General features: G+C 71.3%; 11 protein-coding genes and 3 tRNA genes. 4 read left to right on the forward strand and 10 right to left on the reverse strand.

Annotated features, from left to right (window positions below; translation table 11 throughout):
- The first annotated feature begins 110 nt into the window (after window positions 1-110).
- Complete coding sequence (locus B207_RS0120590; protein WP_018638488.1) at window positions 111-1,319, forward strand: pyridoxal phosphate-dependent aminotransferase; 1,209 nt, start codon at window positions 111-113, stop codon at window positions 1,317-1,319.
- 178 nt (window positions 1,320-1,497) lie between these two features.
- Here B207_RS0120590 and B207_RS0120595 read toward each other — a convergent pair whose 3' ends face one another.
- The 5 genes from B207_RS0120595 to B207_RS0120615 all read right to left on the reverse strand — a co-directional run bounded on the left by B207_RS0120595 (window position 1,498) and on the right by B207_RS0120615 (window position 3,159).
- Window positions 1,498-1,926 carry a MaoC/PaaZ C-terminal domain-containing protein gene (locus tag B207_RS0120595; RefSeq protein WP_018638489.1) on the reverse strand — a complete coding sequence of 143 codons (429 nt, stop codon included), beginning with the start codon at window positions 1,924-1,926 and terminating at the stop codon, window positions 1,498-1,500.
- Window positions 1,927-1,947: 21 nt separating this feature from the next.
- Window positions 1,948-2,403, reverse strand: coding sequence for a MaoC family dehydratase N-terminal domain-containing protein (locus B207_RS0120600; RefSeq protein ID WP_018638490.1), 456 nt, complete (start codon window positions 2,401-2,403; stop codon window positions 1,948-1,950).
- A 251-nt stretch (window positions 2,404-2,654) separates the two neighbouring features.
- Window positions 2,655-2,819 (reverse strand): 50S ribosomal protein L33, encoded by a 165-nt coding sequence (gene rpmG / locus B207_RS0120605; RefSeq protein WP_018638491.1) that lies wholly within the window; start codon window positions 2,817-2,819, stop codon window positions 2,655-2,657.
- A gap of 95 nt (window positions 2,820-2,914) precedes the next feature.
- Window positions 2,915-2,991: transfer RNA gene (locus tag B207_RS0120610), tRNA-Met, on the reverse strand.
- Between the two features lie 95 nt (window positions 2,992-3,086).
- Window positions 3,087-3,159, reverse strand: a tRNA-Thr gene (locus B207_RS0120615).
- Window positions 3,160-3,700: 541 nt separating this feature from the next.
- On the opposite strand from B207_RS0120615, the gene B207_RS0120620 reads away from it, so the two are divergent.
- Together B207_RS0120620 and B207_RS34745 are read left to right on the forward strand one after the other, a co-directional pair.
- The gene (locus B207_RS0120620; RefSeq protein ID WP_230205134.1) at window positions 3,701-5,395 is read left to right on the forward strand and encodes a GH25 family lysozyme; all 1,695 of its coding nucleotides are present in this window, start codon (window positions 3,701-3,703) and stop codon (window positions 5,393-5,395) included.
- Between the two features lie 111 nt (window positions 5,396-5,506).
- Complete coding sequence (locus B207_RS34745; protein ID WP_018638493.1) at window positions 5,507-6,367, forward strand: DUF7144 family membrane protein; 861 nt, start codon at window positions 5,507-5,509, stop codon at window positions 6,365-6,367.
- Between the two features lie 34 nt (window positions 6,368-6,401).
- Here B207_RS34745 and B207_RS0120630 read toward each other — a convergent pair whose 3' ends face one another.
- The 3 genes from B207_RS0120630 to B207_RS0120640 all read right to left on the reverse strand — a co-directional run bounded on the left by B207_RS0120630 (window position 6,402) and on the right by B207_RS0120640 (window position 7,692).
- Window positions 6,402-6,860: a gamma-glutamylcyclotransferase family protein gene (locus B207_RS0120630; protein WP_018638494.1), complete on the reverse strand. Its 459-nt coding sequence runs from the start codon at window positions 6,858-6,860 to the stop codon at window positions 6,402-6,404.
- A 2-nt stretch (window positions 6,861-6,862) separates the two neighbouring features.
- Window positions 6,863-7,390 (reverse strand): orotate phosphoribosyltransferase, encoded by a 528-nt coding sequence (gene pyrE, locus B207_RS0120635; RefSeq protein WP_026311264.1) that lies wholly within the window; start codon window positions 7,388-7,390, stop codon window positions 6,863-6,865.
- A 217-nt stretch (window positions 7,391-7,607) separates the two neighbouring features.
- A tRNA-Tyr gene (locus B207_RS0120640) sits at window positions 7,608-7,692 on the reverse strand.
- A 132-nt stretch (window positions 7,693-7,824) separates the two neighbouring features.
- On the opposite strand from B207_RS0120640, the gene B207_RS0120645 reads away from it, so the two are divergent.
- Window positions 7,825-8,313, forward strand: coding sequence for a YajQ family cyclic di-GMP-binding protein (locus tag B207_RS0120645; protein WP_018638496.1), 489 nt, complete (start codon window positions 7,825-7,827; stop codon window positions 8,311-8,313).
- A 542-nt stretch (window positions 8,314-8,855) separates the two neighbouring features.
- On the opposite strand, the gene htpX is transcribed toward B207_RS0120645, so the two are convergent.
- Both htpX and B207_RS0120655 read right to left on the reverse strand, forming a co-directional pair.
- Window positions 8,856-9,728 carry a zinc metalloprotease HtpX gene (gene htpX, locus B207_RS0120650; protein ID WP_018638497.1) on the reverse strand — a complete coding sequence of 291 codons (873 nt, stop codon included), beginning with the start codon at window positions 9,726-9,728 and terminating at the stop codon, window positions 8,856-8,858.
- Window positions 9,729-9,811: 83 nt separating this feature from the next.
- On the reverse strand, window positions 9,812-10,801 hold the full coding sequence (locus tag B207_RS0120655; protein WP_230205135.1) for a Rossmann-like and DUF2520 domain-containing protein: 990 nt from the start codon (window positions 10,799-10,801) through the stop codon (window positions 9,812-9,814).
- Window positions 10,802-11,597 lie beyond the last annotated feature (796 nt).

An 11,597-nucleotide genomic window follows, 5' to 3' on the forward strand; every position in this document is an offset into this window, starting at 1 on the left:
AGCATACCCCTTCATCGCCGGGAAGCTCGCCGCACGGTACTCCCAGACGTCCGCAGGTCGCCCCAGGACGGGCCGGACGGGCCAGCCCGTGGACGCTCTCCCGTGGCAGCATGGCGACCATGAGCAGGATCTCCCACCGCATCGCGGGCATCGCGCCATCCGCGACCCTAGCCGTCGACGCGACCGCCAAGGCGATGCGCGCCGCGGGCAGGGACGTGATCGGCTTCGGTGCTGGCGAGCCCGATTTCCCCACGCCCGAGCACATCGTCGCGGCCGCCGAGAAGGCGTGCCGCGAGCCGCGCATGCACCGCTACACCCCCGCCGCGGGCCTGCCCGAGCTGCGTGAGGCCGTCGCGGAGAAGACCAGACGGGATTCCGGTCTGGTCGTCGAGCCGAGCCAGGTCCTCATCACCAACGGTGGCAAGCAGGCGGTCTACCAGGCGTTCGCGACGCTGCTCGACCCCGGCGACGAGGTCCTTCTGCCGGCTCCCTACTGGACGACCTACCCCGAGGCGATCCGGCTCGCCGGGGGCGTCCCCGTCGACGTCGTGACGGGCCCGGAGTCCGGCTACCGGGTGACCGTCGAGCAGCTGGAGGCGGCCCGCACCCCCCGCACCAAGGTTCTCCTCTTCTGTTCCCCCTCGAACCCGACCGGCGCAGTCCACACCCCGGAGGAGGTCAGGGCCATCGGCCGGTGGGCCGCCGACGCCGGCATCTGGGTCATCAGCGACGAGATCTACGAGCACCTGGTCTACGGTGGCGCCCGCTTCGCCTCGATGCCCGTCGAGGCCCCCGAGCTGGCGGACCGCTGGATCGTCGTCAACGGCGTCGCCAAGACGTACGCGATGACCGGCTGGCGGGTCGGCTGGCTGATCGCCCCGCTGGACGTCGTCAAGGCGGCCACCAACCTGCAGTCGCACGCCACCTCGAACGTCTCGAACGTGGCCCAGGCCGCGGCGCTCGCCGCCGTCGCGGGCCCGCTCGACGCCGTCTACGAGATGCGCAAGGCGTTCGACCGGCGGCGGCAGACCATGCACGGGCTGCTCGTCCAGATCCCCGGTGTGCAGTGCCCGCTGCCCGACGGGGCGTTCTACGCGTACCCCTCGTTGGAGGGCGTGATCGGCCGGACCCTGCGCGGGCGCACTCCGGCGACATCCGCCGACCTGTGCCAGCTCATCCTGGAGGAGGCCGGGGTCGCGATCGTCCCCGGCGAGGCCTTCGGCACTCCGCGTTTCGCCCGGTTGTCCTATGCGCTTGGGGACGACGACCTGGTCGAGGGTGTCCGGCGGCTCGCGGCCCTGCTGGCCGAAGCCTCCTGACCGACAACCCCTACCCGCACACGGGCCCCGCGGCGACCTGCCGCGGGGCCCGTGTCCGTTCGGTGGCCGTGTCTCCGGTTCTGTGCCGGTCCGGTTCTGTGCCGGTCCGTCGTGCGAGCTCGTGCGCCGCCGGGGGGCGCCGAGGACGACGGAGCGCGCCGCAGCGCGGCGGCAGCGCTCAGCCGAGCTGGACGGTGGCCCGCGCCGCCATGAGTACCTTGGCACCCTGGTGGCGGACTGTGAGGTTCACCACCACCCGTCCGCCATCGAGCTTCTTCTCCACAACGCCCTGGACAGAGATCTCGGCGCCCTCGTCGTCGTCGGGCACGACGACCAGTGAGGAAAACTTCACGCCGTACTCGACGACCGCGCCGGGATCGCCAGCCCAGTCGGTGACCAGGCGGCCGGCCGTGGCCATTGTCAGCATGCCGTGGGCGAGAACACCGGGTAGCCCGGCCTCCCGCGCCGCACGCTCGTTCCAGTGAATCGGATTGAAATCGCCGGAAGCGCCGGCATAGCGCACCAGATCGGCCCGCCGCAGAGAAAAGCTCCGGTCACCGATCACGGTGCCGACATCGACGTCGTCATAGGTGATGGCGGGCGGCATTCCCAGCTCCGATCTGCCCGGTCACCTCGGCGGCGCCGTGCCGCGGGATACCAGGCTGCACGTTCCCTCGGCGACGAGCTCCCCGCTCGTCGAGGTGAACTCGTAGGACGTCACCAGCAGCTCGTTGCGGCCGACGGAACGGATCGACGCCAGCGTGGACCGCACCACCAGCTCGTCGCCGGCCACGACCGGCCGGTGCAGGGTGAAGCGCTGCTCCCCGTGCACCACGAGCGTGTAGTCCAGGCCCAGCGCCGGGTCGTCGGTGGGCAGGCCCAGGTTCCCGGGAATCGCGGTGACCAGGAAGGTGGGCGGCGCGGGCAGGTCGGCGTGACCGGCCGCCTTGGCTGCCTCCACATCGTGGTAAAGCGGATTGTCGTCGCCGATCGCGCGGGCGAACTGGCGGATGTGCTCTCGGCCGATCTGGAACGGGACGTCGGAGGTGTAGCTACGACCGACGAAGTCCTGGTTCAGCGGCACCGCGCGCTCCGATCTCGACCTGGCCGGTTCAGCACCTTACCGGGCAGCACCTTACCGGGAGTGGCACCCGCCCGGCGGGCGAAGTCCGGGCAGCCGCCTGCGGGAACGACGAAACCGGGTGGGTCCGTGTGATTCCGGACCCACCCGGTCTACGTCAGGAGCAGCCAACCGGAAAGCACGACCTGCCCGGCGCTGCAGGGCCTGGGTATGTACTGCCGAGGCCCGGCCGGCGCAGTCACGTGCCCGCGCGGTCAGCGGGTTTCGCGGTGCTCCGTGTGCGAACGGCAGTTCGGGCAGAACTTGCGGAGTTCGAGACGGTCGGGGTCGTTCCGCCGGTTCTTCCGCGTGATGTAGTTGCGGTGCTTGCACACCTGGCACGCCAGTGTGATCTTGGGACGAACGTCGGTGGCAGCCACGGCGAGAGGCCTCTTCCTGTCTCGAATGCTTACAGACCAAAGGGGCCGCGACTCACCGGACCCCGCAGGGGTCACTACGGTGTGCCGCGACCCGATGGTAGCGGTGGCCGGACTTGAACCGGCGACACAGCGATTATGAGCCGCTTGCTCTGCCAGACTGAGCTACACCGCCATGACGGATCACCGGCGAGCGAGGACCCGAGAGACAGTATAAGCGGACGTACCACCCACTGCCGATCACGATCCCACCCGGCACCGGACCGCCCGAGCCCCTTTACGGAATCGAACCGTAGACCTTCTCCTTACCATGGAGACGCTCTGCCGACTGAGCTAAAGGGGCGTGTTCGCGGGACTCACGTTACACGACGCCGACGGCATCGTGACGGGCGCCCCCCACCAAATTTTGCGGCAGCCGGCACGGAGCGACCACGAGCCGCGACCGACCCGGGCGCCTGCCCGCCGACCCCGGCGGGCAGGTCGCATCCCAGGCCGGAACGCCCATGGGGCCCGCCGCCCGAGTCCGGCACGCCGACAGCGACGGATGCGCGGAGGCCTCCGGCCTTGCCGGCACACGGGATCCCGCGCCGGCCGGGGATCCGTGGTTCCCGCGGCCGCCACCGTCACCGACGCCAGATGAAGCCAGCTGGTAACGAAAAGCGACGGCCAACTCAGACTCATGGGCAACACGCAGTGATGGTTGGACTGGGCGAAGGCGTATCAAAGGCGCACCACAGTGGACTTCAGTGACGGCGGGGCCGACACGCACCCTCCGTTGATAGCTGTAAGTAATCACATGAGTGCCTAGCGTGTGGCCTGGCCACAGACGCGCGCCCACCGGGTGCTAACGAAGCAGCCGCGCCGCCCAGCATCGAGGTTTGCTCATGCCGCTCTCGCACCATGCCGCCCGAGACTCCGGAACCCCGGACGCGGCATCCGTCGTCCCGCACACCCAGCAGGCGGGGCTCCCCGCCGCGTCGCGGGCTCTACCTCCGCTGACCGGAGTACCTGTCCCGGCCGGCGCCTCCCTGCCGGCGGGGACCTCCTTTGCGACGCTGCACGCCGCCTTCCAGAGCCGACAGCGGACCCGGACAGCTCCGCCGCGCCTCGTACGTCCTGCCCCCGCCGCCGCCCACGCCCGGTCGCAGTCCCCCGGCGGGGCTACCCGCGCCGCTGTCGACTCCTCGGTGGCGACGTGGCGGCTGCGCAACACGGGCCGGTTCTCCGCGCGCGTCCTGGGCGCAGCGACGGTGGCCGTCACCGCCGTCGCGCTGTCCGCGGGCACGGCGCAGGCCGTCGGCGAGCCGACCGCGACCGGGCAGCCCACCCCGTCCACGCAGCCGGTCACGCCCACCCCGCCTGCTCCCGGCGCGGCAGCTTCGGCACCGGCTCCAGCTGACGGTGGGCCGGACCGGATCCTGCTGGCCGAACCGTCCCCCGCCTGGCCGCGGGGCATCGACATCGCCTCCTGGCAGCACCCCGGATCGGCCCCGATCGACTGGAACGCGGTCAAGGGCTCCGGGGTGAGCTTCGCGATCGTGAAGGCGACGGAGGGCACCAACTACACCAACCCGTATTTCACCGGTGACCGCACCGCGGCCCGGCAGGCCGGCCTCACCGTGGGTGCCTACCACTACGCCCGCCCGGCGGCCCCGATCTCCACCGCCGTCGACCAGGCCCGGCACTTCCTGGCGGTGACCGGTCTCACCCGCATGGCGGGGCACCTGGCGCCGGTCCTCGACATCGAGACGACGGGCGGCCTGGACCCGGTGGCTCTCACCGCCTGGACACGGGCCTTCCTGGAGGAGGTCGAGTCCCAGACCGGCCGCGCACCGATCATCTACACCTACCGGTCCTTCTGGACAGACCACATGGCGGACACCCGCGACTTCGCGCACTACCCGTTCTGGTTCGCCATCTACAACAACGAGACGACGCCGGGGTGGCTGCCCGGCGGCTGGCCCGGGTGGGCCATGTGGCAGTACACCTCGTCCGGGACGGTGCCAGGCATCAGCGGAAACGTCGACATGAACGTCGCATGCTGTTCGCCGGCCGAACTTGCCGGTCTCGCGGACGGCACGCTCTCCGAGATCGACCGCCGCTTCGCCTCGGCCGGCCTCCTTCAGTACTCCCTGGGCGCGCCGACGGGTGTCGAGCTACGGGCCGGCGGCGGCGGGCGCTGGCGGCCGTTCGCGAACGGCCTCATCTTCTGGTCCGTCACGACCGGGCCGCGCGTGCTGCACGGGGAGGTGGCCAGGAAGTACCTGGAGCTGGGCGGCAGCGACGGCTTCCTGCAGCGCCCGCTGAGCGACGTCGAGTGGGCCACCGCACCCGGGGCGCACCAGGCGATGTTCCAGGGCGGCTGGATCTACTGGCACCCGACGACCGGCGCGCACGAGGTCCACGGCCTGATCCTGCGCCGTTACCTGGAGCTCGGCGGCTCGACGTCCGCGCTGGGTCTGCCGGTGACGGACGAGTACTCGGTACCGGGCGGGCGGGAGAGCACCTTCCAGTTCGGGAAGCTGCGGTGGACGGCCGCCACCAACGCGGTGACCCTCCTCCCCGCCACGGCGCCCTGAGGCCCCGGCCGGGAGGGGAGTGACGTCGGCTCACGGGGGTATCTGGCCCGGGTGCGGCGGTGTGTGGCCGCTCGGCTACAAGCAGCGTTGCCGCGCAGCCGGGAGGACCAGATGGTAGATCTGCGGCAGGCACGCAACACCGATGGATGGCTGCTCTTTGCCGCCGTCATCATGTTCATCGTCGGTTTCCACAACCTCATCTACGGCATAGCAGCACTGCGCGACTACGTCGTGGTGGTCGACAACCTCTACTCCACCTCGACCGGCACCGGGGTGATCTACGCCAGCACCTCGTTCTGGGGCTGGCTGTGGATCGCGTTCGGCGTCGTCCAGATGGTCATCGCGGCCGGTATCGCGGCCGGCAACGAGCTCGCCCGCTGGGTCGGCATCGGAATCGCCGCGCTGAACGCGATCGGCCAGCTGGCCTTCCTCGCCGCGTTCCCGGTGTGGTCGGTCATCATCATCGCGATCGACATCCTGGTGATCTACGCACTGGCCACATACCAGACGCGGGGACGTCCGGGCGGCGCGGTCGAGCCCTACCCGGGTGACCGGCCCGGCGTGGCCCGCGGCGCGTCGACGCGGTCACGGACAGGCGCCTACGCGGGCAGCACCACGGGGCCCGGCGGTGGCGGCATGCGCGCCGGCGGCGATGCCTCCGGCGCGGGCCGTTCGGCGGACTCCGGCGACGACTTCTTCGAGCCGACCTCGGACCGGCCGGGCGCCGCGGGCAACCGGCCGGGCGGCCGTGACCGGGCGGTCGGAAACACCGGTGGCACCGGGGACGACCGGGGAGCCGGTATGGCCGGCAACGCCGGCGGGCGCTTCCCGACGGGGACGACCGACCCGAGCGCCGGAACGCGACGCCCCGAGTCCGGCTACCGATCTGCTCCCGGGGGGATGGGCGGCACCGGGCCGGACTCCGGTTCCGGTCGCTGGAGCAACGAGCGCCCACCGCCCACGGACCGCTAGCAGGCCCCTGACCGCCGAGGCCGTCGCGGACCTGTCACCGCGGCGGCCTCGGCACGCCCACCCGCCGGCGCCACTCCAGGCAGTGGTCGATGAACCCGACAAGGTGCTCGGCCTCGAAGACGGCGATGTCCCAGTCCCACATCTCCGCCTCGGCCGGACTCCGCCACAGGTAGGCGACGGCCCGTCCGCCCCCGGCCAGCGGGAGGTCCCGCGGCTCGTAGGGCTCGCCTTCGAACAGGTCGAGCAGCTCCCGCTCCGCTCGGGTGAGACCGCGCAGGCAGGTCCCCGGGCAGTGCACATCCGCGGCGGCCGGGACCAGACCCGGGTAGCTCCGTCCCCGCAGTGCCGCGGCCCGCCATCCCCGGACCGCCCCGGAAGTCATGGCCGGACGCCGCCCGAGCAGCGCCTCGACGACCTCGGCGAAGCGCAGCGTTCCGTAGGCGAACAGCACCGGCTCCGCCGGCTCGCCGCCGTCCGGGGAGAGCGCGGGCACGACTATCCCGCCGCGTCGAGGTCGGCCCGGGTCAGCACCGGGCGCAGGGTCAGACCGACCTCGGCCAGGCGCTCCCGGCCGCCCTCCTGCCGGTCGATCACGCACAGGACGTCCTCGACGACCGCGCCCTCCTCCCGCAGCACGCGGGTGGCGTCCAGGACCGCGCCGCCGCTGGTCACGACGTCCTCGACCAGGACGATGCGGCGCCCTTCGACCTCACCGCCCTCGGCGATCCGGCGGGTGCCGTACTCCTTCGCCTTCTTCCGGACGAACCGCGCCGGCAGGCCGGTCCGGGCGGAGAGCAGCGTCGCGAGCGGGACGCCGCCCAGCTCCAGGCCCGCCAGCAGATCCGTGCCGGGAGGCAGCTGGACGGTCATCGCGGCCACGATGTCGGCGAGCAGGGCGGGCTCGGCCTCGAAGAGGTACTTGTCGAAGTACTCCGTACTGGTGCGACCTGACCGCAACACGAAGGTGCCGGTCAGATGAGATGCCGCCCGGACCCGGACGGCCAGCGTGTCGATGTCGGCCACATCGACCGACTCTACGGGCCGCCCGTCCCTGGTTCCCCGGGCCGGCCGGCCCGACAGGTCCGGCCCGCCGGCACGCATACCGCGCGAACCTGCGGGCATGACGACCGCCGGACATGACGAAGGCCCCCGGACATGACGAAGGCCCCCGGACATGACGAAGGCCCGGAGAGAAATCTTCCGGGCCTTCGTCGACGCGTGTCCCCCGGACGAACCGGGGTGGTGGCAGGTGATGGATTCGAACCATCGTAGGCTCAGCCGACGGTTTTACAGACCGCTCCCTTTGGCCGCTCGGGCAACCTGCCGTGTTCGGCAAGCATACCGGTTGCCCGGAGCAGTACGACGGGAGGGGCCCCCGAACATCCCCGGCCGATGCCCGATCCACGTCTCGGTGCGCCAGACCGCACCGAGCGACCCGACCCAGGAGGTCCGTGCCCGTGGCAGACCCGTCCTTCGACATCGTGAGCAAGGTCGACACCCAGGAGATCGACAACGCCGTCAACCAGACCGCGAAGGAGATCCGGACCCGGTTCGACTTCCGGGACACCGGCGCCTCCGCGGAGCTGAGCGGCGAGGCGATCCAGCTGCAGGCCAGCAGCGAGGAGCGGGTGAAGGCAGTCCTGGACGTCCTGCAGGAGAAGTGCGTGAAGCGCGGCATCTCGCTGAAGTCCCTCGAGTACGGCGAGCCGCGGCAGTCCGGCAAGGAGTACCGGCTGACGGTCACCGTGCAGCAGGGCATCGCGGACGAGAAGGCCAAGGCGATCGCCAAGAAGATCCGCGCCGACGGACCTAAGGGCGTGCAGGCGCAGATCCAGGGCGACCAGTTGCGGGTGACCGGCAAGAAGCGGGACGACCTGCAGCGCGTCATCGCACTACTCAAGGCGGAGGACTTCGAGGTTCCGCTGCAGTTCGTCAACTACCGCTGACGCCCCACCTCGGCTGCCCGGCCGGGGTCCTGCCGGCCCGATGTGGCCCGGCGGCCCCGGTCAGCCCGCAAACGAGGCCGATCCGCAACATCCGCCGCTCTCCGACCGTTGCGTGACCGCCGCCCGAAGCACGGATGTCTGGCGTAGGACATAGGACATCCGCTGCCGGCGAAATGGCATTGCCCCTGGCAACGAAGACGGACCGCCGGCAGCGGCCGGATTCGCATGCAGGCGCACAGGATGCTGCACGGTCGCCGATTCTCGTACGGAAAGCAAGCCGACCCCCGGACCGGGAGACATACCCCGGAAAAGGTGCACCCCGCCCGATGGGGGGTTTCGGGCGGGGTGCGCGCGGCGGAACCTGGGGGGTACGCTCCGCCGCGGTCCGTGAGGATTAAGCGTACTCGTGTTCGGGCGCCACGGTGTGCCTTCCGCGGGTCTTCTTATTTCACCGCAGTGAACTCCCTGCGCCCGACTTGTACCCGCCGAAACCGTACGCCTACGTGGTCCTCGCCATGGCTCCGCCACGGCCCCGGCGGAGCCTACTGGTAGGGGTTCATCCGGGCGCGCTCTTCCAGCCGGGCGACTCGCTCGGCGATCGGCGGGTGGGTCGAGAAGAACCGGGAGACGCCACCGCCGCGGAACGGGTTGGCGATCATCATCGCGGATGCCGGGCCGAGCCGGGAGCTGGCCGGCAGCGGGCGTGCCGCAGTTCCAGCCTCCAGCTTGCGCAGAGCGCTGGCCAGCCCGAGCGGATCGCCCGTCAGCGTCGCCCCGGACTCGTCGGCCTGGTACTCACGGGCGCGGCTGATTGCCAGCTGGATGATGGTGGCGGCAATCGGGCCGACGACGATCAGGGCGAGCATCTCCACCAGGCCGGGGCCGTCCTCGTCCCGGCCACCTCCGAAGAAGGCGAAGACCTGCATCATGTTCGCGAAATAGACGATGATGCCCGCCAGCGCGCCCGCAACCGAGGCGATCAGGATGTCGCGGTTGTACACGTGACTCAGTTCGTGGCCCAGGACGCCGCGCAGCTCGCGGTCGTCCATGATCTCCAGAATTCCCTCGGTGCAGCACACTGCCGCATTACGCGGGTTCCGGCCGGTCGCGAAGGCGTTCGGAGACGAGGTGGGGCTGAGATAGAGCCTCGGCATCGGCATCCGCGCCCGGGTGGCGAGTTCCTGCACGATGGCGTACAGCCGAGGCTGCTGGACCTGACTGACCGGGTATGCGCGCATCGAGCGCAGCGCGAGCCGATCCGAAAAGAAGTAGGAGAAGCCGTTCATCCCGAGGGCGAGCACGGCCGCGATCACGATGCCGCCCCTGCCGAACAGCGAACCGACCGCCACGATGACCGCCGAGAGCACGCCGAGGAGAAGAGCCGTCTTCAGCCCGTTGAGACTGCGATGAGGCATGGCTGTCGCGCATCCGTCCTGTTGGCCTGTTGCGACTTCATCAACGAAGGAGCTGACACTCCTCGTTCCCGGCGGCGGCTGCCCTACGCCGGAGCGCCACCGCCCTGCCCGGCACCTCCGGGTGTATCCGGATCGCGGCCCCGCTCCCCCGCGGCGGCGCGCACGGAGGCGGCGACGTCCGAGGTCAGCAGGCCTGCGCTCTCGAGGCGGTCGGCCGTCAGGACGGCCAGCGCGGCGTAGGCATCGGCGAGATGGGGGTCCAGCCGTGCCAGCTCCGCCGACTGGACTGTGACGGTCCCGACATCGCCACGCCGGACCGGACCGGTCATCGCGTGTTCGCCGGCGGCGAGCGCGTTCTCCAGCGACATCCGCAGCAGTGGGCCGAGCGCTGCCGCCTGGTCCTCGACGCCGGCCGCAGCCACCAGCTGCCCGGCCGCGGTGACGAGGGTGGCAAGGAAGTTGCCGCCGAGCACCAGGGCGGCGTGGTAGATCGCCCGCCGCTCCTCGGGGATGATCGCCGGCCGCCCACCGACACTCTCGACGAGACGACGGGCGCGGGCAGCCGCGGCGTCGTCCCCGGGCGCGGTGGTGATGCCGAACGTCGCGCCGACCAGCCGAGCCGCGTCGTCCGGTGCACCGGTCAGGGTCATGATCGGATGGATCGCGGCGGCCCGGGCACCGACTGCGGTCACCGCGCGCAGCGGCAGGATCCCGTGCCGCCCGCTCAGATGCGCGACGAGGGGAGCTGGCGTGCGGGCCGCGCCGGGAGCGGCCTGCCGGGCCACCTCGGCGATCCGGTCGTCCGGCACACCCAGAATGATCACTTCTGCTCGGGCCGCGGCCGCGGCGGGGGCGGCGCAGACCTCGGCGGCGGAGAACACAGCCGCGGCCCGTTCCCGGCCAGCACCGCTCCGGCTGTACAACGCGCTCACCTCGTATCCGGCAGCCACGAGCGCCCGGCCCATCGCCATGCCGGCCCGGCCCGGCCCGATGATCGCCACGGAGCACCCTGCCGGATCCATCGGATCCGACGGATCGTCCGCCGGTCCGGCGTCGGGGGACTGCGGCCGCATGTGACCCTCCTCGTACACGCCATCCACCATCCGTCCGGCGCGTCCACCATCCGTCCGGCGCGCTCACGCCGGTAAACCCGAACGCCACAGCGCAAAGGAACAGGCCGTGTTCGGGTGGTGCCCGGGATGCCGGGCCAGGCGTCAGCACTGCCGTGGCGGCCTTCTCGGCGAGGCTGTTTCGGGTGATGCCGGCCGGCCGCGAAGCCGCCGGGCACCGGCCTGCCCTCCGCACCGTGACGGCCGACACGTTGCCGCTGCCTACATACGGCGTTCCGTGCACGGTTGGTACCGGCGGCGGCGCAACCGGGTCACGGCCATCGTTATCGAGCGATACGAATTGGCAGCCCAGCGAACCACTGAGATCCACCTATAGACGACGGTTGCGTCGGCCACCGTCGACCCTATCCGGCCCACTCCTGGAATACAGTCATACTGTGACAGGCCGCGCGGCCGCCGAGGCGGGCCAGCGTTACCACCGGGGTGCCGAGCGGTCGTTTAGCCGACTACGCCGCCATAGCCGCCGCGGATCGGAGGCCAGCTGAATACTCGCGCGCCGCACATACCTGCCGCGGTCGGGGCACAGGCCACCGGCGGGCTGCCCACACGTGCCGTCGGCGCCTGCGCACGAGGCTCTGGCGCCTGGCCGACCGGCCAGGTCCGGCTGTCCGCCTGCGGACACCCGTCAGGGTTCCCGCAGGCGGGTGACGTCGTATGTCGCGGTGGCCCCGAGGGGACGGCGGGTCCCGGTGTGGGCACAGCTCCGCGCTCGCGGCGACACGCGGCCGGCGTGTCGCCC

The sequence above is a fragment of the Parafrankia elaeagni genome, from assembly GCF_000374165.1.
In the GTDB taxonomy this organism is placed as follows: Bacteria; Actinomycetota; Actinomycetes; order Frankiales; family Frankiaceae; genus Parafrankia; species Parafrankia elaeagni.

Excerpts from the sequence above, each read along its gene's own strand:
- B207_RS0120590 (WP_018638488.1), top strand. The coding sequence starts at position 111 with ATGGCGACCATGAGCAGGATCTCCCACCGCATCGCGGGCATCGCGCCA.
- B207_RS0120595 (WP_018638489.1), bottom strand. The coding sequence starts at position 1,926 with ATGCCGCCCGCCATCACCTATGACGACGTCGATGTCGGCACCGTGATC.
- B207_RS0120620 (WP_230205134.1), top strand. The coding sequence starts at position 3,701 with ATGCCGCTCTCGCACCATGCCGCCCGAGACTCCGGAACCCCGGACGCG.
- B207_RS34745 (WP_018638493.1), top strand. The coding sequence starts at position 5,507 with ATGGTAGATCTGCGGCAGGCACGCAACACCGATGGATGGCTGCTCTTT.
- htpX (WP_018638497.1), bottom strand. The coding sequence starts at position 9,728 with ATGCCTCATCGCAGTCTCAACGGGCTGAAGACGGCTCTTCTCCTCGGC.
- B207_RS0120655 (WP_230205135.1), bottom strand. The coding sequence starts at position 10,801 with ATGCGGCCGCAGTCCCCCGACGCCGGACCGGCGGACGATCCGTCGGAT.